The organism is Pseudomonas citri (genome assembly GCF_025336485.1).
Taxonomy (GTDB): domain Bacteria; phylum Pseudomonadota; class Gammaproteobacteria; order Pseudomonadales; family Pseudomonadaceae; genus Aquipseudomonas; species Aquipseudomonas citri.
Map to the genome: position 1 here is coordinate 124,233 of NZ_JAODAB010000012.1, position 19,746 is coordinate 143,978.

General features: G+C 61.9%; 12 protein-coding genes and 2 tRNA genes. 2 read left to right on the top strand and 12 right to left on the bottom strand.

Going from position 1 to position 19,746, the window contains the following annotated elements:
• Positions 1-256: 256 nt before the first annotated feature.
• The 11 genes from N4Q37_RS15365 to rnr form a co-directional block, all read right to left on the bottom strand.
• A complete protein-coding gene (locus tag N4Q37_RS15365; RefSeq protein WP_260958869.1) occupies positions 257-1,150 on the bottom strand; it encodes a transglutaminase family protein in 894 nt (297 codons plus the stop codon).
• Positions 1,150-3,636 (bottom strand): circularly permuted type 2 ATP-grasp protein, encoded by a 2,487-nt coding sequence (locus tag N4Q37_RS15370; protein WP_260958870.1) that lies wholly within the window; start codon positions 3,634-3,636, stop codon positions 1,150-1,152. Before N4Q37_RS15370 ends, N4Q37_RS15365 begins: the two co-directional genes overlap by 1 nt.
• A 131-nt stretch (positions 3,637-3,767) precedes the next feature.
• Positions 3,768-7,061: a transglutaminase family protein gene (locus N4Q37_RS15375; RefSeq protein ID WP_260958871.1), complete on the bottom strand. Its 3,294-nt coding sequence runs from the start codon at positions 7,059-7,061 to the stop codon at positions 3,768-3,770.
• 246 nt (positions 7,062-7,307) lie between these two features.
• On the bottom strand, positions 7,308-9,608 hold the full coding sequence (locus N4Q37_RS15380) for a YgiQ family radical SAM protein (protein ID WP_260958872.1): 2,301 nt from the start codon (positions 9,606-9,608) through the stop codon (positions 7,308-7,310).
• Between the two features lie 115 nt (positions 9,609-9,723).
• Positions 9,724-11,121: a replicative DNA helicase gene (gene dnaB / locus N4Q37_RS15385; RefSeq protein ID WP_260958873.1), complete on the bottom strand. Its 1,398-nt coding sequence runs from the start codon at positions 11,119-11,121 to the stop codon at positions 9,724-9,726.
• Between the two features lie 136 nt (positions 11,122-11,257).
• Positions 11,258-11,704, bottom strand: a complete 447-nt coding sequence (gene rplI, locus N4Q37_RS15390) for a 50S ribosomal protein L9 (RefSeq protein ID WP_260958874.1) — start codon at positions 11,702-11,704, stop codon at positions 11,258-11,260.
• An 18-nt stretch (positions 11,705-11,722) separates the two neighbouring features.
• Complete coding sequence (locus tag N4Q37_RS15395; RefSeq protein WP_260958875.1) at positions 11,723-12,616, bottom strand: hypothetical protein; 894 nt, start codon at positions 12,614-12,616, stop codon at positions 11,723-11,725.
• A 37-nt stretch (positions 12,617-12,653) separates the two neighbouring features.
• Positions 12,654-12,884: a 30S ribosomal protein S18 gene (gene rpsR / locus N4Q37_RS15400; RefSeq protein ID WP_002551829.1), complete on the bottom strand. Its 231-nt coding sequence runs from the start codon at positions 12,882-12,884 to the stop codon at positions 12,654-12,656.
• Between the two features lie 28 nt (positions 12,885-12,912).
• Complete coding sequence (rpsF, locus tag N4Q37_RS15405) at positions 12,913-13,341, bottom strand: 30S ribosomal protein S6 (RefSeq protein ID WP_260958916.1); 429 nt, start codon at positions 13,339-13,341, stop codon at positions 12,913-12,915.
• Positions 13,342-13,578: 237 nt separating this feature from the next.
• A complete protein-coding gene (rlmB, locus tag N4Q37_RS15410) occupies positions 13,579-14,343 on the bottom strand; it encodes a 23S rRNA (guanosine(2251)-2'-O)-methyltransferase RlmB (RefSeq protein ID WP_260958918.1) in 765 nt (254 codons plus the stop codon).
• Positions 14,340-16,955, bottom strand: coding sequence for a ribonuclease R (gene rnr / locus N4Q37_RS15415; RefSeq protein ID WP_260958920.1), 2,616 nt, complete (start codon positions 16,953-16,955; stop codon positions 14,340-14,342). The genes rlmB and rnr overlap by 4 nt, the downstream gene beginning before the upstream one ends.
• Before the next feature lie 227 nt (positions 16,956-17,182).
• Between rnr and N4Q37_RS15420 the strand changes: the two genes are divergently transcribed.
• Positions 17,183-17,269, top strand: a tRNA-Leu gene (locus N4Q37_RS15420).
• 176 nt (positions 17,270-17,445) lie between these two features.
• Positions 17,446-17,532: transfer RNA gene (locus N4Q37_RS15425), tRNA-Leu, on the top strand.
• A gap of 166 nt (positions 17,533-17,698) precedes the next feature.
• Here the strand turns inward: N4Q37_RS15425 and N4Q37_RS28105 are convergent.
• Positions 17,699-19,633: a methyl-accepting chemotaxis protein gene (locus N4Q37_RS28105; protein ID WP_260958922.1), complete on the bottom strand. Its 1,935-nt coding sequence runs from the start codon at positions 19,631-19,633 to the stop codon at positions 17,699-17,701.
• Positions 19,634-19,746: the final 113 nt, after the last annotated feature.

Here is a 19,746-nt window from a genome sequence, read left to right on the forward strand (position 1 = left end):
GCCTGATTTCCAGACAAGTTCCTATGACCTGAATCAACGATTGTATACAACTTAAGGCTATCAGCCCGATGGACACAATCTACGAGCCAGAGGTCTGAGGCGCCCCTATGATCGGCCCAACACCTCACCGGAGCGCCTGTCATGAACCTCAATAGCCTGTTATGCAGCCTGCTCGCCGCCTATGCCTGCGGCGCCAGCGGTACCTATGAGAAACCTTCGCGCGAGGCTTGAAGCCTTTGCGCGACAACCTTGTCCATCATTCCAGCGGCAGCACCGTCACCCGCACCTCGGGATCATGGCTGCCGCCCCCCAGGATCACCCCTCGCAAGGGGGACACGTCGGAAAAATCCCGGCCCCAGGCCAAGGTAATGTGCTCCAGCGCCGGCTGCACATTGTTGGTCGGGTCGAAATCCACCCACCCCAGCACCGGACAGAACACCGAGACCCAGGCGTGGGATGCATCGGCGCCGATCAGCCGTGGCTGGCCGGGCGGTGGCTGGGTCAGCAGATAGCCACTGACGTAGCGCGCCGCCAGTCCGCGGGAGCGCACACACGCCAGCATCAAGTGGGCAAAGTCCTGGCACACCCCGCGACGCCGCTCCAGCACTTCCACCAGCGGCGTCGCCACCTGGGTCGCTTCGGCATCGAAGGTGAACTCCTCGAAGATCTTCTCCATCAACGCCTGGACGCCGACCATCAATGGTCGCCCCGGCGGGAAGCAGCTTTCGGAAAATTCGGCGAAACTGCGCTTGAGGTGCACGTAGGGCGATTCGAAACGGTAACGACAGGCATCCAGCAGCGAAGCGGCAAGCGGCCGGCCACTGTTGTAGGTCAGCGCATTACAGGCGCTTTCCCAACTCGGCGAGCCATTGAAATCCAGCTCGGGACGGGCCAGTACCTCGACGCTCAAGCGAGCGTTGACCAACAGCTCGTCGTGGGGACGTTCGAACGCCAGGCGCGTCAGGGGGTTGCCGAACACATCCAGCTCGTCGCGGCGGATCGTCGGCTCCGGGCTGATCAGCAATTGCTGTTCGGTGCAACGCTGCCAGGCACAGGCCCGCGGCCACAGGTGCGCCAGTTGCTGGGCCAGGGACACCGGGCTGTCATAGTGGTAGTGCGTGTCATGGAAGATCTGGTAACGCGCGTTCATCAGACGGACACCGTACGCTGGCTGACGTCATCGACGTGGGCAAAATGGCGCAGGGCCAGGCGATCGGACACCTGGGCGCTGACATCGGCCACTTCCTGCAACAGATCGGCCAGCCCATCGAGCGCAGCGCGCAGGCTGGCTTCACCGAACAAGGGGTTTTCCAGGCAGCGCAGGTCAAAACGTGACAGCCGCGCGACCAGTTCCGGCAATGCGGTTTCCCGGGGGGCGGCAAAATCATCGTTCAAGCGCTTGAGGGTGCGGGTCACCAGTTTCAACTGGAACAGCACCGCGTGGGGGTTCTGCTCGTCCAACACCAGCAAGTCGAGCACCGGGATCAACTGAGCCACCGCCAGATAGCGCGATCGGTAGGTGATGCTGCTGTTGCCCAGTTCCAGCAACCACTCAAGCCCCGCCTGATCGAACACCGCCTCGCCCCGCAGGAACGCCGCCAGGCTGCTGCTCAAAAATTGCAGACGCTCCAGGCGCCGGCCGATCATCAGGAAGCGCCAGCCCTCGTCACGGGTCATGTCGTCCAGGGCAAACCCGGACAACGCCGCCAGGGACATCACCAGGCGGTTGAGGAAATCCAGCAGCTCGCCGAAATCCGGCTGCTCGGTCTCAAGCTCCAGCGCCTCACGCTGCAACTCCACCAACGCCTGCCAGTTTTCCCGGGACAGCTTGCCGCGCACCTGCGAAGCCGCCCATTGCAAGCGTTGCAGGTTGGAACGCAGGCTGAACGACCAGTCCTCGCCCAGCAACGCCGCCAGCAAGCGCTCGGGCAACTCGCCCTCCTCGGGCAGCAACATCAGGCTTTCCCCCAACGACACGGCCGATTGCAGCGCCTGCGGGTCGTCACCGTCGACATAACGCGCCAGCATGATCCGCAGCAGACGCGCGCTGTCATCGCAACGCTCGCAGTAACGACCGAACCAGAACAGGTTTTCCACCACCCGCGAAGGCAAGTACGGGTCGCGCCGGACCAGGTCATGCACGCCGACGGTTCGCTGGGCCTTCCATTGTTCGCTGCCGGGGGCCTCTTCCCCCAGCACCCAGGTGTCCTTGCTGGCGCCACCGCGCTGCATCGACACCACCTCGGCATCCGCTTCGGCGGCCACGCGGGTCAAGCCGCCAGGCAGGACGCGATAACCGTCCTGCCCGGCCACGGCATACACGCGCATGCCGATGGCCCGTGGCTGGATCTGACCGTCCTCGGCCTGCCAGACCGGCGCCAGGGACAGTTGCGCCCGCTCCTGGGCAACGTAGGCGTAGGGCCGGGCCTGCAGACGCGCCGCCAGTTGACCGCGCTGCGTCTCGCTCAGGTCGCGACCGAACACCGGAGCGAAACTCTGGGAAGGGAACGCTGGTTTGATCAGCAACTGCGGCAGCTTCTCCAGGGCCTGGGTCAACACCGGCGGCTCACCGCACCACCAGGTGGCGATGGATGGCAGCAGCAGTTCCTCACCGAACAAAAACTCATTGATCTTCGGCAAAAAGCCCAACAGACCTGGCGACTCCAGCACGCCGCTGCCCAGGGCGTTGGCCACCAGGACCCGCCCCCGGCGCACGGCCTCCAGCAAGCCCGGCACGCCCAGGGCCGAGTCGGTGCGCAGCTCCAGGGGATCGCAGAAATCATCATCGAGCCGGCGCATGATCGCGTGGACCCGGCGCAGCCCGCTGAGGGTCTTGAGGTAGACCGTGGCGTCCCGCACCGTCAGGTCACCGCCCTCGACCAGCGGATAACCCAACTGGCGCGCCAGGTAGAGATGTTCGAAATAACTTTCGTTGAACCGTCCCGGCGTCAACAGCACCACCAGCGGCGGCTCGCCATCGCTGGGCGCCTGGCGCACGAGGGTTTCCTGCAAGGTACGGAAGAAACCGGAGAGATGTTGCACCTTGAGGTCGCGGTACAGGTCCGGGAAGGCCCGGGAAACGATCATGCGGTTTTCCAGCGCATAGCCGGCGCCCGAGGGGGCCTGGGTCCGGTCTGCGGTGACCCACCAGCGACCGTCGGTGGTGCGCGCCAGATCCACCGCGTAGAGGTGCAGGAAGATCCCTTCGGGCGGTGAAATACCCTGGCAAGGCCAGAGGAAATTGTTATGCCCGAACACCAGTTCCGCCGGCAACAATCCCTCGCTGATCAAGCGTTGCGGCCCATACAGGTCCGCCAGCACCGCATTGAGCAAGCGCGCCCGCTGGGCGATCCCCGCCGCCAACTGCTGGGCTTCCTGGGGCTCGATCACATGGGGCAGCAGATCGAGCTCCCACGGCCGGTCAGCCCCCTTCGGGTCCGCGTAGACGTTATAGGTGACGCCGTTTTCCTGGATCTGCCGGGCCAGCAGCGCCTGGCGCTGGATCAACTGTGCCTGGGTGTTGCGCTGCAACTGGTCGAACAGCGGCCGCCAGTGCGCACGCACGGCACCGCTGTCGTCCAGCAGTTCATGGTAGGTGCCCGGGGTCAGCGGGTAACGGTCAAGCAGGTCAGGCATGGAAAGCTCGGCAGACGGCAGTGAAAGATGAGACTAGCGCAAGCGCATGACGCCCGGATAGGTGTCATGTCTTGGCATTGAACGGCTAGCACTTTGTGGCGAGGGGATAAATCCCCTCGCCACAGTTTCGCTTATTGCTCTGACGTCTCCCGAAAACGCCGCAGATCGAGGGTGAAAGGAAACTCGTCATCCTTTGCCACGCTGGGTATCGGCAATTTCCCAGGCGTGTGTCCGAGCCGGAAGAACCGGGCCATCCGCCGGCTCTCGGCCTCGTTGGCATTCACCGGCAGGCTCTCATAGTTGCGCCCGCCCGGATGGGCCACGTGGTACTGGCAACCGCCCACGGAACGTTGCGTCCAGGTATCGAGCAAGTCGAAGACCAACGGCGCGTGGACGGGAATGGTCGGTTGCAGGCAGTTGGCCGGTTGCCAGGCACGGAAACGCACCCCGGCGACGAACTCGCCGCCCCGCCCGGTGGGCTGCAACGGTACCGCCACGCCATTGCAGGTGAGCACATAGCGTTGCGGCGCCAGGCCGCTGAGCTTGACCTGCAAGCGCTCCAGGGAAGAGTCCACATAGCGCACGGTGCCACCCATCGTGCCCTCCTCCCCCAGCACATGCCAGGGTTCGAGCGCCTGGCGCAATTGCAGCTCGATGCCGTTGGCCGCGTAGTCGCCGACCTTGGGGAAGCGAAATTCCAGGTGCGCCGCAAACCATTCGGTGCGCAGCCCATAGCCGGCGCTGTTCAGTTCGGCAATCACATCGGCGAAATCCTGCTCGATGAAATGCGGCAACATGAAACGGTCATGCAGCTCGGTGTCCCAACGCACCAGTTTCGCCGGTGCATAAGGCTCGCGCCAGAACCGCGCCACCAGCGCCCGCAACAGCAGTTGCTGAGCCAGGCTCATGCGCGCGTGGGGCGGCATTTCGAACGCCCGCAACTCCAACAGGCCAAGGCGCCCGGTGGCACCGTCCGGCGAGTAGAGCTTGTCGATGCAGAATTCGGCCCGGTGCGTGTTGCCGGTCACGTCGATCAACAGGTTGCGCAACAACCGGTCGACCAACCAGGGCGGGCATTGCTCGCCAACCTCGGGCATCTGCGCGAAAGCGATTTCCAGCTCATACAACGCATCGTTGCGCGCTTCATCGACCCGCGGCGCCTGGGACGTCGGCCCGATGAACAATCCGGAAAACAGGTAGGACAACGACGGGTGGTTATGCCAGTAACTGATCAGGCTGCGCAGCAGGTCGGGACGCCGCAGAAACGGCGAATCGGCCGGTGTCGCGCCACCCAGCACGAAATGGTTACCGCCCCCGGTTCCAGTGTGCCGGCCATCGATCATGAATTTCTCGGTGGTCAGCCGGGTCTGTCGCGCCTGCTCGTAAAGAAATTCAGTGTGTTCGACCAACTCGTCCCAGCTCGCCGAAGGCTGCACGTTGACCTCGATCACACCGGGATCAGGGGTGATGCGCAAATTGCTCAAGCGCGGGTCGCTCGGCGGCTCATAGCCTTCCAGCAGCACCGGACAATGCAGCTCCTCGGCCGTCGCTTCGATGGCGCTGACCAGCTCCAGGTAATCCTCGACCCGCGCCAGCGGCGGCATGAACAAGTACAACCGACCTTCACGGGCCTCGGCGCAGAGGGCCGTGCGGGTCAGCCAGTCGGCGGAGGCGTCGACCTGCGGGACGCGCTCCGGGTCAAGCGCCGGTTCGCCGTGACACGCCAGTTGCTCGGCGTCCGGCAGCTCGGGCAAGTCCTGATTCGGGTCGGTGGGGTGGATGAACGGGTACTCAGCCGCCGTCACCCAAGGCTGGGAGGCCAATGGCAAGCGATAGCCCAGCGGCGAATCCCCCGGCACCAGGCGGCAATGAGTATCGCGCAGGTACCAACGGCCGCTTTGCCATTGATCACCCTTGGCCGTGCGGGCCAGCGGCAAGACCTGGCCGATCACCTTGTCCAGGCCCTGGTTGAAGACCTTGCGCAACCGCGCACGCTCCAGGGCGTCCTCCAGGCGCGGGTCCTGGGCCGTGACATTCGACGGCAACGTACCTTCGCGCCACAGGTAGTAGAAATTATCTTCGTAGGCCGCAAACACGAATCGCGCAGGAATTTTCAAGCGCTCGGCGACGCTCGCCAGGAACCGCCCGGCCAGTTCGCCATCGGCGCCGTAGTCCTGCTGCTCATCGGCGATCAACGCGCTGTTGTGCCAGATCGGCACCCCATCGCGCCGCCAGTAACAATTGAGCGACCAGCGCGGCAACTGCTCGCCGGGATACCACTTGCCCTGGCCGAAATGCACCAGCCCCTGGGGCGCGTAGTGGCTGCGCATGCGCTGGAACAGCTCGGCAGAGAGCCGGCGCTTGTTCGGTCCGAGCGCTGCGGTATTCCATTCGGCGCCGTCAGGATCATCGATGGACACAAAAGTCGGTTCGCCGCCCATGGTCAGGCGCACGTCACCTTCGAGCAGATCTTCATCGATCTGGTGGCCCAGGGCCTGGATCGCTTGCCATTGCTCATCGGTGTAGGGCTTGGTGACCCGCGGCGCCTCCCATATCCGCTCCACGGACATCTCGTGGCTGAACGCGCACTCACACGGCTCCACCAAGCCACTGATCGGCGCCGCCGACGAAGGATCGGGGCTACAGGCCAAAGGGATATGCCCTTCGCCGGCGAACAAACCGGACGTCGCATCCAGGCCGATCCAGCCGGCACCGGGCAAGTAGACCTCGCACCAGGCATGCAGGTCGGTGAAATCCACCTCAGTGCCGGACGGGCCATCTAGGCTTTTCACATCGGCGGTCAATTGGATCAGGTAACCGGAAACGAAACGTGCGGCCAGGCCCAGGTTGCGCAGCAGCTGCACCAGCAACCAGGCCGAATCGCGACAGGAACCGGAGGCATGCTCCAGGGTATGTTCCGGCGTCTGGACGCCAGGCTCCATGCGGATCAGGTAGTTGATGTCTTCGCTCAGGCGCTGGTTGAGCGCCACCAGGAAATCCACCGTCGGCAACGGCGTGCGGTCGATGCCATCCAGGTACGCCTTGAGCCGGGGCGTGAGCGGCAGGGTTTCCAGGTACGGCGCCAGCTCCTTGCGCTCATCGGCGGCGTAGGCGAACGGGATTTTTTCGGCGTAGGGCTCGAGGAAGAAGTCGAACGGATTGAACACCGCCATTTCCGCCAACAGATCGACTTCAATCCGCAGCTCTTCGGTTTTCTCGGGAAACACCAGCCGCGCCAGGTAATTGCCTTGGGGATCCTGCTGCCAGTTGATGAAATGCTGCTCGGGCGAAACCTTCAGTGCATAAGACAATATGCGCGTGCGGCTATGGGCCGCCGGGCGCAGGCGAACGATTTGCGGGCCGAGTTCGACGGCGCGGTCGTAGCGGTAATGCGTAACGTGGTGCAATGCGATATGGATCGACACGACGTGCCTCCTGCGAGCCTGGGCGGTAACGAAAGCGGCGCAAGACTTATGCCATGCAGGCAGGTCGGACACTTTCTTTATCTACTCAAGGCAGTAGAGCACTAAAAACGCACGATGCCCGTATTCGTGCGCAAAGATGCGCACATAAATGTGGCGAGGCGGTAGCGAATCGACTGTGGCGAGCACTGCCGCCAGAAAGCAAAACGCCAGCTCTCAAGGCTGGCGTTTTACGTTGTCGCTCAAGAATCAGCGCGGCACGACAGGTTTGCGCGCAGGCTTCGGCCCCTTGCCCTTGGCGGCGTCCTTGCGCTCCTTGGCGGCCTTCTGGTTGCGGGCGAACGCCGCGGCCTTGGCCTGCTCGCGCTTGTCCCACGGATTGCCACCGTCGCTGGCACGCGGCGGCAGGCCGGTGTGCTGGGTCAGGATCTTGGTGGTTTCCTTGCCCACCTTGTGGCTGCCGGCCGGCGTCGAGTTCTTGCGACGTGCGCTCTGGTAGCTGTCGGTCGTCGGCTGGTGCAGCGGGATCAACTGGTGCTTGCCCGGTCCGATCAGGTCGGCGCGGCCCATGCGGGTCAAGGCTTCGCGCAGCATCGGCCAGCCCTTGGGGTCGTGGTAGCGCAGGAACGCCTTGTGCAAACGGCGCTGTTCTTCGCTCTTGACAATGGTCACCGCATCGCTCTTGTAGGTGACTTTGCGCAGCGGATTCTTGCCCGAGTGATACATCGCCGTGGCGGTGGCCATCGGCGACGGGTAGAACGCCTGTACCTGGTCGGCGCGGAAACCGTTGCCCTTGAGCCACAGCGCCAGATTCATCATGTCCTCGTCGGTGGTGCCCGGGTGGGCAGCGATGAAGTATGGAATCAGGTACTGCTCCTTGCCCGCTTCCTTGCTGTACTTCTCGAACATCCGCTTGAACCGGTCGTAGGTGCCGATACCCGGTTTCATCATCTGGTTGAGCGGACCTTCCTCGGTGTGCTCCGGGGCAATCTTCAGGTAACCACCGACGTGATGGGTCACCAGCTCCTTGACGTACTCCGGCGACTCGACCGCCAGGTCGTAACGCAGGCCGGAAGCGATCAGGATCTTTTTCACCCCGGGCAACGCCCGGGCGCTGCGGTACAGCTGGATCAGCGATGAATGGTCGGTGTTCAGGTTCTGGCAGATGCCGGGGAACACGCAAGACGGCTTGCGGCACGCGGCTTCGATTTCCGGGCTCTTGCAGGCGATGCGGTACATGTTCGCGGTCGGGCCGCCCAGGTCGGAGATGACCCCGGTGAAACCCGGGACCTTGTCGCGGATCTCTTCGATCTCTCGAATGATCGACTCTTCGGAACGGTTCTGGATGATCCGGCCTTCGTGCTCGGTGATCGAGCAGAAGGTGCAGCCGCCAAAGCAGCCGCGCATGATGTTCACCGAGAAGCGGATCATCTCGTAGGCCGGGATCTTCTCCTTGCCATACGCCGGATGCGGAATACGTGCGTAAGGCATGCCGAACACGTAGTCCATTTCCTCAGTGGTCATCGGAATGGGCGGCGGGTTGAACCAGACATCGACGTCGCCGTGCTTCTGTACCAGGGCGCGGGCGTTGCCCGGATTGGTTTCCAGGTGCAGCACACGGTTGGCATGGGCGTAGAGCACCGCGTCGTTGCGCACCTTTTCCACCGATGGCAGGCGGATCACGGTTTTGTCGCGGGTCATCTTCGGGCTCGCCAGGATCTGCACGACCTTGGCTTCCTGCGGATCCTCAACCGGCCCCTTTTCCTGCTCGATAGCACAAGCAGCGGTGTCCTGGGTGTTCACATACGGGTTGATGATCTTGTCGATCTTGCCCGGACGGTCGATGCGCGTGGAATCGATTTCATACCAGTCGGTCGGTGTATCACGACGGATGAATGCGGTACCGCGCACATCGGTAATGTCTTCGATCTTCTGGCCATAGGACAAGCGCTGGGCAACTTCGACAATCGCCCGCTCGGCGTTGCCATAGAGCAGGATGTCGGCGCAGGCGTCGATCAGGATCGAATTGCGTACCCGGTCCTGCCAGTAATCGTAATGTGCGATACGGCGCAAGGACGCTTCGATGCCACCCAGCACGATCGGCACATGCTTGTAGGCTTCCTTGCAGCGCTGGCTGTAGACCAGGCTCGCCCGGTCCGGCCGCTTGCCCGCCACGCCGCCGGGGGTGTAGGCGTCATCGGAACGGATTTTCTTGTCGGCGGTGTAGCGGTTGATCATCGAGTCCATGTTGCCGGCCGCGACACCGAAAAACAGGTTGGGCTCGCCGAGCTTCATGAAGTCGTCTTTGGACTGCCAGTTCGGCTGGGCAATGATGCCGACGCGAAAGCCCTGGGCTTCCAGCAGGCGCCCGATGATCGCCATGCCGAACGACGGATGATCGACGTAGGCATCACCGGTCACGATGATGATGTCGCACGAATCCCAGCCGAGCTGATCCATCTCCTCCCTGCTCATGGGCAGGAACGGCGCTGGGCCGAAGCATTCGGCCCAGTATTTTGGATAGTCAAATAACGGCTTGGCTGCTTGCATGTCGATGACCGGTATAAAGGATGAAAAATCGCGGGCGCGGAATATAGCACAAAAAATGATCAAATCCGACGACCATGGTCGGAAATTGCTCGCGACAGGGCCAGCTCAGACGACGTTACTCGTCATCATCAAAGTTATAGCTACCCGGCGCCAGGTTCTCGAAGCGCGTGTACTTGCCGATGAAAGCCAGGCGCACGAAACCGATCGGACCGTTCCGCTGCTTGCCGATGATGATCTCGGCGATGCCCTTGTGCTCCGTTTCCGGGTGATAGACCTCGTCGCGATACACGAACATGATCACGTCGGCGTCCTGCTCGATCGCTCCGGATTCCCGCAAGTCGGAGTTCACCGGACGTTTGTTGGGGCGCTGTTCCAAGGAGCGGTTCAACTGGGAAAGCGCCACGACCGGGCAGTTGAATTCCTTGGCCAGGGCCTTGAGGGATCGGGAGATCTCGGAAATCTCGTTGGTTCGGTTATCACCGCTGGAGCCCGGGATCTGCATCAGTTGCAGGTAGTCGATCATGATCAGCCCGATATCGCCGTGCTCACGCACCAGGCGACGGGTTCGAGCGCGCATTTCCGACGGGCTGATGCCGGCGGTGTCATCGATGAACAGCTTGCGGTCGTTGAGCAGATTGACCGCCGAGGTCAGGCGCGGCCAGTCGTCGTCTTCCAGTTGGCCGGAACGGACCTTGGTCTGGTCGATACGCCCCAGGGACGACAACATACGCATGATCAGCGATTCGCCTGGCATCTCGAGGGAGTACACCAGCACGGCCTTGTCGCTGCGCAGCACGGCGTTTTCCACCAGGTTCATCGCAAAGGTGGTCTTACCCATGGACGGACGGCCGGCGACGATGATCAGGTCGGCCGGCTGAAGGCCGCTGGTTTTCTCGTCCAGGTCGGTGTAGCCGGTGGACAGGCCGGTGATCGCGTCGGAGGTGTTGAACAGGGTATCGATGCGGTCGATGGCCTTGGTCAACAGCTCGTTGACCCCTACCGGGCCGCCGGTCTTTGGCCGTGCCTCGGCAATCTGGAAGATCTGCCGCTCGGCTTCGTCGAGGATCTCGGCGGCGGTACGGCCTTCCGGATTGAAGGCGTTGTCAGCAATTTCGTTACTGATGCCGATCAGTTGGCGCAGGGTCGCCCGCTCGCGCACGATCTGGGCGTAGGCCTTGATGTTGGCGACGGATGGCGTGTTCTTTGCCAGTTCGCCCAAATAGCCAAGACCACCCACCTGGGACGTCTGGCCTTCCTTGTCCAATTGCTCGGCGAGGGTCACCACGTCAATCGGCATGTTCTGGTCGGCCAGCCTGGCGATCGCGCGGAAAATCAGGCGATGGTCATGCCGGTAGAAATCGCCGTCGGAGACTTGATCGAGCACACGCTCCCAGGCGTTGTTATCCAGCATCAGGCCACCGAGCACGGCCTGTTCGGCCTCGATGGAATGCGGAGGCACCTTCAGGGCTGCGGTTTGCAGATCGTATTGCTCGGGAGCGGTGATTTCGTTCATGGCCACTTGATTCTTTGGGAAACCCAGAGGGTTATGAAAATCAGGAATTGCAGAAAGACAAAGGGCACGACCTGTAAACAGGATCGTGCCCGATGTTACCGGCTGGCACCCTCAGGTGCCAGCCGACAAGTACTGCTTAGGCTGCTACCACGACAACACGTACAGTGGCTTCAACTTCGGCGTGCAGGTGCACGGCTACGTCGAATTCACCCACGTTGCGGATGGTGCCGTTCGGCAGACGAACTTCGCTCTTCGCCACTTCAACGCCGGAGGCGGTCAGTGCGTCAGCGATGTCGTGGGTACCGATCGAACCGAACAGCTTGCCTTCGTCGCCAGCGGTGGCAGTGATGGTCACTTCCAGCTCGGCCAGTTGGGCAGCACGGCTTTCAGCCGATGCCTTACGGTCTGCGGCAGCTTTTTCCAGCTCAGCGCGACGGGCTTCGAACGCAGCCAGGTTGGCTTCGGTCGCAGCAGTGGCTTTGCCGAAAGGCAGCAGGTAGTTACGGCCGTAACCGGCCTTAACGTTTACTTTGTCGCCCAGGTTGCCCAGGTTGGCGATTTTTTCCAGAAGGATCAGTTGCATGTGAAAATCCTCTAACTTTTAACCTTCACCGTTCGCGTTGTCGGCGTCTTTCGGCGCCATACGACCGCGAAAATCAATCAGGCTGTCGACGATGGCCAGGACCACCAGCAACGGATAGATCAGCTGCATGAACAGCAACAACGTGACGTACAACCCCACCAGCCAGAACCTGGCCAGTCGCTTTTTCGCCACCAGCCCGTGAATCAAGGCCAGGGCGGCAAACACCAGCGGTACACTGCACAACGGCGTGAGCATGGCCATCTGCGCACCGAAATTCGGCCCCAGAAGCATGCCCGCCAGCAGCAACATCGCCAGCCCGAGCGGGAAACGGATGGCGCGAAACTCGCGACCAAAACCACCCGGGTTGTACAACAACGCCTGCCAGTAGCGCCCGATAATCAGGCTCAGCACACTGACGATTTGCAACAAAGCCGCAATCAGGCCGGTCAGGACCGGTGCGATCAGGGACGCGAAACGCGCCTGCTCCTCTGCCGACATCTGCCGGTAGAGCTCACCGAGGGCTTCGGGCAGGATTTTTACCAAAGCCTGCGACAGCATCTCGATCTGGGGCGCGAAAGCCACCCCGAGCACCACTGAAAACACCACTCCCAGCGCTATGCTGACCAGCAGCACGCGGTTCCAGGACTCGCTTGCGCGCAACACCAGCGCCAGCGCCGAAGACCCCAGCAGCACCATCAGTGCCCGCGGGTCAGCGGAATACAGCCACCAGAGCAAGGCCGGCAGCAGTCCCAGGGCAAGGACACCCAAGGCGTCCCGCGATCCGCGCCGCAGGAGTACGAGACTCCCGGCGGCAGCGCCCAACCAATACAACAACGGCAATGCCGCGCATCCAGCCACTACCAGAGTGGCCTGCATGCGACCGCGCATGATGAACTCAGCTAAGGCGCGCATGCATTCAATCCCTTACTGCTCGTCGACTTACCTGGTCTCAGCGGCCGTGGCTGTCGGTGTAGGCCAGCAGGGCCAGGAAGCGGGCGCGCTTGATAGCGGTGGCCAGCTGACGCTGATAACGAGCTTTGGTACCGGTGATGCGGCTTGGAACGATTTTGCCGGTCTCGGATACGTAGGCTTTCAGGGTGTTGAGATCTTTGTAGTCGATCTCTTTCACGTCTTCAGCGGTGAAGCGGCAGAATTTACGACGACGGAAGAAACGTGCCATGTGATTGGCTCCTTAAAAGGTCCGTGGATTACTCGTCAGCGTTATCGCTGTTGTCGCTGTCGCTATCGCTGTCATCGCCATCGGCGCTGTCAGCATGCTCAGGACGGTCGCGACGCTCACGGCGCTCACTGCGGTTTTCTTCTGCCTTGAGCATCTCGGATTGGCCGGTGATGGCTTCTTCGCGACGGATGACCAGGTTACGGATCACTGCATCGTTGTAGCGGAAGTTGTCTTCCAGCTCGGCCAGGGCCTTGCCGGTGCACTCAACGTTCAGCATCACGTAGTGAGCCTTGTGAACATTGTTGATTGCGTAGGCCAGTTGACGACGGCCCCAGTCTTCCAGGCGGTGGATTTTGCCGCCATCTTCTTCGATCAGCTTGGTGTAACGCTCAACCATGCCGCCGACTTGCTCGCTTTGATCCGGGTGGACCAAAAAGATGATTTCGTAATGACGCATGAATGCTCCTTACGGGTTGTAGCCTGCCGCTCAAAAACGGTCAGACAAGGAGTGAATGACACTTATGGACTTGTGGACGCTAGACACATGAGTGCCTGCCATCACAGCAAGGGGCGCAATTGTAGAGAAGGGTCGAGGGAGGTGCAAGGCAATTGAACAGACGCAAGCCGTGAGCGACAAGCGGCAAGACAGAAGCGCAATGACTTCCAACTCGCTGCTTGACGCTTGGCTTGAAGCTTATAGCTTGCGCGAAGCGGCCGCCTTGGCGCTACGCTGACGCAACGCTTCGAACAGGCACACGCCGGTCGCCACCGACACATTGAGGCTGCTGACGCTACCGGCCATCGGCAGCTTGACCAAATAGTCGCAATGCTCGCGGGTCAGGCGGCGCATGCCCTTGCCTTCGGCGCCCATGATCAGAATGGTCGGGCCCGTCAGGTCCTGGTCATAAAGGCTGACTTCGGCCTCGCCCGCCGTGCCCACCACCCACAAGCCGCGCTGCTGGAGCTTCTCCAGGGTACGCGCCAGGTTGGTCACGGCCACCAGCGGAATCACTTCCGCCGCGCCGCAGGCGACTTTACGCACCACCGGCGTCAACGTGGCCGACTTGTCCTTGGGCACGATGACCGCCAGCGCACCGGCCGCGTCCGCCGAACGCAGGCAGGCGCCGAGGTTGTGCGGGTCGGTCACGCCGTCCAGCACCAGCAGCAAGGGGGCGCCCTCGGTGCGATCGAGCAACTCGTCGAGCATCGCCTCGCCCCAGACCTGGCTCGGGCTGACTTCCGCTACCACGCCCTGGTGGACACCTTCAACCCAGGCATCCATCTCCCGCCGTTCGGCCTGGCCGACCGCCACGCGGTTCGCATTGGCCAACTCGATCAACGGCTGGACCCGCGGATCACTGCGCCCTTCCGCCAGCCAGACCTGCTTGACCCGCTTGGGGTGGTGACGCAGCAACGCTTCCACGGCATGCACGCCGTAGATTTTTTCCAATTGACTCATGACTTGGCCTTGGGTTTACGCGCCCCGCCGCTCTTGGCTGGGGTCGAGCCCGCTTTCGGCGGGCCTTTACGGTGTTTGCTGGGCTTGCTGGCGGCCTTGTCCGAACTCGACCGGCTGGCCTTTCCCCCGGACGCCGCCTTACCGCCGACCTTGGCTTCGGCCAGCAAAGCCTTCTTCATTTCACGGCTTTTGCGCACCTCGGCGTTTTTCGCCGCCGCATCGCTCGAACGATAGGCTTCGACGGCTTTCTCCTTGGCCGGACGACGCCCGGATTTGGAAGACGCCGGCTCGGCCGCCGGTTTGCCCTCGGAGACAGCGCCTTCAGTGCCGCGCTTCTTGCGACCGACTGGCGCGTTGATGGTTTTTTCCGCCATCTCGAAATCGATCTTGCGCTCGTCGAGGTCTACCCGCATGACCCGAACTTCGACGGTATCGCCCAGGCGGAAGCTGCGACCGGTGCGCTCGCCCGCCAGGCGGTGATGCACAGGGTCGAAGTGATAGTAATCGCCCGGCAGCGCCGTCACGTGCACCAGGCCCTCGACGTAGATATCGGTCAGTTCGACGAACAGGCCAAAACCGGTCACTGCCGTGATCACGCCCGGGAACGATTCGCCCACGCGATCTTTCATGAACTCGCACTTGAGCCAGTTCACCACGTCGCGGGTCGCTTCGTCGGCACGACGCTCGCTCATCGAGCATTGCTCGCCGAGCTGTTCCAGGGCCGCCTCGTCGTACGGATAGATGCGCGCCTTCGGAATGGTCATCGCACCGGCACGCTTGACGTGCGGGGTGTTCATCTTCGAATGGATCACGCTGCGGATCGCCCGGTGCGTGAGCAGGTCGGGGTAACGACGGATCGGCGAAGTGAAGTGGGTGTAGGCCTCGTAGTTCAGGCCAAAGTGGCCCTGGTTGTCGGCGCTGTACACCGCCTGGCTCAACGAGCGCAGCATGACGGTCTGGATCAGGTGGAAATCCGGACGATCCTTGATACCCGCCAACAGGGCCTGGTAATCCTTGGGCGTCGGACCTTCCTTGCCCTTGTGCAGGGACAGACCCAATTCACCCAGGAACGCCCGCAGCTTTTCCAGGCGCTCCGGTGGCGGGCCATCGTGGACCCGGTACAACGCCGGGATTTCGTGTTTTTTCAGGAATTCGGCCGTGGCCACGTTGGCCGCCAGCATGCACTCCTCGATCAACTTGTGCGCATCGTTGCGCACGGTCGGCCGGATTTCCGCGATCTTGCGCTCCGAGCCGAAGATGATCCGGGTTTCCTGGGTTTCGAAATCGATCGCGCCGCGGACATGACGGGCGCCCAGCAACACCTTGTACAGCGCATAGAGCTGCTTGAGGTCCGGCAGCACCTCGCTGTACTCCCCGCGCAGCTTGCGCGCCTCGGCCAGCTTCGGCGTTTCCAGCATCGCGCTGACCTTGTTGTAGGTCAGGCGGGCGTGGGAATGGATCACCGCCTCGTAGAAGCAGTAGTCGGTCATTTCGCCAGACTTGGAGATGGTCATCTCGCAAACCATGGCCAGGCGATCGACATGCGGGTTGAGCGAGCACAGGCCGTTGGACAGTTGCTCAGGCAACATCGGTACGACGCGCTCGGGGAAGTACACCGAGTTACCGCGCACCTGGGCTTCGGCGTCCAGCGCCGAGCCGAGCTTCACATAGCTGGAGACGTCGGCAATGGCGACGTACAACTTCCAGCCGCCGGAAAACAAGCGCAATTTGCCTGGTTTGGCTTCGCAGTAGACCGCATCGTCGAAGTCACGGGCATCTTCACCGTCAATGGTGACGAACGGCAAGTGACGCAGGTCGATGCGCTTCTCTTTGTCCTTCTCTTCGACTTCCGGCTTGAGCTTGCCCGCTTCTTTCAGGACCGCTTCAGGCCAGACGTGAGGAATGTCGTAGGTGCGCAGGGCAACGTCGATCTCCATGCCCGGCGCCATGTAGTTGCCGACCACCTCCACCACATCGCCCTGCGGCTGGAAGCGTGGGGTCGGCCAATGGGTGATCTTCACCTCGACGAACTGGCCGATCCTGGCGTCGGCGTTACGACCCGGCGTCACCAGCACTTCCTGCTGGATCTTCGGGTTATCCGCGACGACAAAGCCGATACCGCCCTCTTCGAAGTAGCGCCCGACGATACTTTCATGGGCACGGGAGACCACTTCGACGATCACCCCTTCGCGACGACCACGGCGATCCAGTCCAGAGACACGAGCCAGGGCGCGGTCACCGTCGAACACCAGGCGCATTTGCGCCGGACTCATGAACAGATCCTCACTGCCATCGTCCGGAACCAGGAAACCGAAGCCGTCGCGGTGGCCGGCGATACGGCCCAGGATCAGGTCGAGCTTGTCCACTGGCGCGTACGTGCCGCGCCGCGTGTAGATCAATTGAGCGTCGCGTTCCATGGCGCGCAGGCGGCGGCGCAGGGCTTCGATCTGGTCTTCGGTGCTCAGACCGAACTCCTCGACCAGCTGTTCGCGGCTTGCAGGCGAACCCCGATCGGCGAGATGCGCCAGGATCAGTTCGCGGCTGGGAATAGGGTTTTCGTATTTTTCCGCTTCACGAGCGGCCTCGGGATCGAGGGACTGCCAATCGGCCATTAGAGAGTTTTCACCTTGTCTATATGCGGGTTAGTTTGGCATAGGCGTAATGAAACGGGAAATTTCAGGCATCGGATACCTTCGCCAGCGTCCTTGGCTGGCACCGCTGGCCCCCAGGGAAACACCGCTGGTGAAATTTACCTTTTTTTTTGCACCAAGGGGTTTACAGTTAAAAACGTGCTCCGTATAGTGCGCGCCATCGACGACGTACACACGTTGCCGATACTGCCCAGATGGTGAAATTGGTAGACACGCCAGCTTCAGGTGCTGGTGACCGCAAGGTCGTGGAAGTTCGAGTCTTCTTCTGGGCACCAATTTCAAGCAGCAGATCAACGGTCTGCAGGCTTCACAAAAACCCGCGAAAGCGGGTTTTTGCATTTTCGCCCTCTGCATTTCTACCAACCAATTATTAAAATGAAAACAGGGGTTTACAGATCAAAACGCGCTCCGTATAGTGCGCCACATCAACAGCGGCAACGCTGAAGATGCTGCCCAGATGGTGAAATTGGTAGACACGCCAGCTTCAGGTGCTGGTGACCGCAAGGTCGTGGAAGTTCGAGTCTTCTTCTGGGCACCAATTCAAGCTTCGAGGTTAACGACCTTGAATCTCCCGAAAACCCGCGAAAGCGGGTTTTTGCGTTTTTGCCCCTAGCAAAACGAGACTGCGATCTCTCTCCAGACACTTGAATCCCAAGTGAAAGATCAAAAGATCGCAGGCTTCGCCAGTTCCTACAGTCACCAGATCAAGCCCTGAACTGCCCCAGGCTCGCCTTCAACTGCGCCGCCAGACTGTCCAGCACCTTGCCGCTGGCCGTGGTCTCGACCACAGCCTGGGCCGCCTTCTCGGCCTGGGCATGAATGGTCTCCACCCGCCCGCGCACCGCTTGCGCGCCCTGGGCCTGATGAGCCGCCGCCTGGGTCGCCAGGCCAATGGCCGCGTGCACCTGCTCTACAGACGCCTGCACCGCCTGCTGCAGACGCGCACTGTCACGCAGCACCAGCAGACCTTCGCTGGCCTGCCGCCCGGCCTGGCCGATGGCGGCTACCGCCTCGCGAGCCCCCTGCTGCAACGCCACGATATGAGCCTGAATGTCGCCGGTGGAACTCTGGGTCTTGCTCGCCAGCGCCCGCACCTCGTCCGCCACCACGGCAAACCCGCGCCCGGTTTCCCCCGCTCGCGCCGCTTCGATGGCCGCGTTCAAGGCCAACAGATTGGTTTGCTCGGCAATGCCATGGATCACCGTCAACACCACTTCGATCTGCTCGCTCTGCTGCGCCAGCCGCTCGATGACTTTCGCCCCCGTGTCCACCTGCACAGCCAACGCTTCGATCAGCCCGCCGACCTTGGCCGAAGTACGCGTGTTTTCGTCAGTCGCCTGGCGAATCTCCACCACTTGCTGCAAGGCAGCCTGCATCGCCTGGCTTTCCGACTGCGCCTCATCAGCCATTTGCGACAAAGCCCGAAGGCTTTCGGCCACTTCATCACGCTGCATCCCGGCAGCCGCATCGGCACCGGAGTTGCGCAAGGTCATCGCACCGATTTCCACGCCCGTGCGCTGAGCCACATCTCCGGCCTCCCGGACGATGGGTTGCAACTTATCCACAAACCGATTGACCGCCGAGGCCATGTCGCCGATTTCGTCCTTGCTGTTGATCTGCACACGCTTGGTCAGGTCACCCTCGCCCGCAGCCAAATCGTTCATCGCCGCAATCAACAGCTTCAGCCGATTGACGACTCGCCGCCCCAACACCACCGCTAACAGCAGCAACACACCAAAACCCACCAGCGCCAGGCCAAGGCCGATGCGCCAACGCAAGGTAGCGGCAGCTTCCTGCACGGTCGATGCGGTGTTGGCCTGCATCTGTGTCGCCGTCCCCTGGGCCGACGCCAGGCGGCCACGCATGGCCGCTGCGCTGTCGGCGGCGGCCCCCTTGAGACTGTCGCCCACCAACTGGTCGCTACTGGCGATCAACGCCGAGAATCGCTGGTCCAGCGCCTTGAGGTCGGTTTCCACCGATGCCGTGGAGACGCCCATCAGCACCTTGCCGATTTCCACACCGTTAGGGTTGATCGAGGCTTCGAGGTAATACACCGACGGATCGTGCTTTGCCGCATCCAACACTTTATCGAGCGCCCGATCACCCTTGCCCTTTTCCAGCAAGGCCTTGTTGATCGGGTTCTCCCGGTTCAGATAGCGAGTCAGGTGTTCGCCCGCGGCGTCGTCATAAATGACGAACAATACGTTGGGGTTGCGCTGGGCTCGCCGAGCGAATTCGGAGAGGGTCGGCACATCGCTGTCCCACATGGCACGGGGTGCAACCGAGGCCAGGAGCTGCGCCATATCGTTGGCAGAATCTTTCAGATCCTTCTCCAACGCGCCACGCAACTGCGCCTGTTCGTCTTTCAGACGCGAGGACAAACCGGCGTTCAGCCGTTGGCGAGTATTGGCGGAAAGACTGTCCAGGCTCGACGTCACTTCACGCCCTGCCTGCTCCAGCTCGCCGGAAAGTTTCTGGCTGTCCATACCAAGACGCGCGCCCAGATCGGCTTCCAGCGCCGTGACCGTGCTGCGAGTCAGCGCAACGGCCACTAACACCTGCACCAAAAGAGCGATACCCAGAGTAACGAACACGGGCCGCAATAAACGGCTTTGTAACAGTGAGAGAACGGCCGACACGTGAAATCCCTCTACCAAACGCCATTAAATTGATGGCACTCATGAAAGCGGTGCCTTAACGGGGATGCGTAGCAAGTGTCGTGCCGATAGACAGACAGGAACGAAAAAGGGCC

Coding starts and splice junctions, on each gene's coding strand:
- N4Q37_RS15370 (WP_260958870.1), bottom strand. CDS start 3,636: ATGCCTGACCTGCTTGACCGTTACCCGCTGACCCCGGGCACCTACCAT.
- N4Q37_RS15365 (WP_260958869.1), bottom strand. CDS start 1,150: ATGAACGCGCGTTACCAGATCTTCCATGACACGCACTACCACTATGAC.
- rnr (WP_260958920.1), bottom strand. CDS start 16,955: ATGGCCGATTGGCAGTCCCTCGATCCCGAGGCCGCTCGTGAAGCGGAA.
- rpsR (WP_002551829.1), bottom strand. CDS start 12,884: ATGGCACGTTTCTTCCGTCGTCGTAAATTCTGCCGCTTCACCGCTGAA.
- rpsF (WP_260958916.1), bottom strand. CDS start 13,341: ATGCGTCATTACGAAATCATCTTTTTGGTCCACCCGGATCAAAGCGAG.
- rplI (WP_260958874.1), bottom strand. CDS start 11,704: ATGCAACTGATCCTTCTGGAAAAAATCGCCAACCTGGGCAACCTGGGC.
- N4Q37_RS15380 (WP_260958872.1), bottom strand. CDS start 9,608: ATGCAAGCAGCCAAGCCGTTATTTGACTATCCAAAATACTGGGCCGAA.
- dnaB (WP_260958873.1), bottom strand. CDS start 11,121: ATGAACGAAATCACCGCTCCCGAGCAATACGATCTGCAAACCGCAGCC.
- rlmB (WP_260958918.1), bottom strand. CDS start 14,343: ATGAGTCAATTGGAAAAAATCTACGGCGTGCATGCCGTGGAAGCGTTG.
- N4Q37_RS15395 (WP_260958875.1), bottom strand. CDS start 12,616: ATGCGCGCCTTAGCTGAGTTCATCATGCGCGGTCGCATGCAGGCCACT.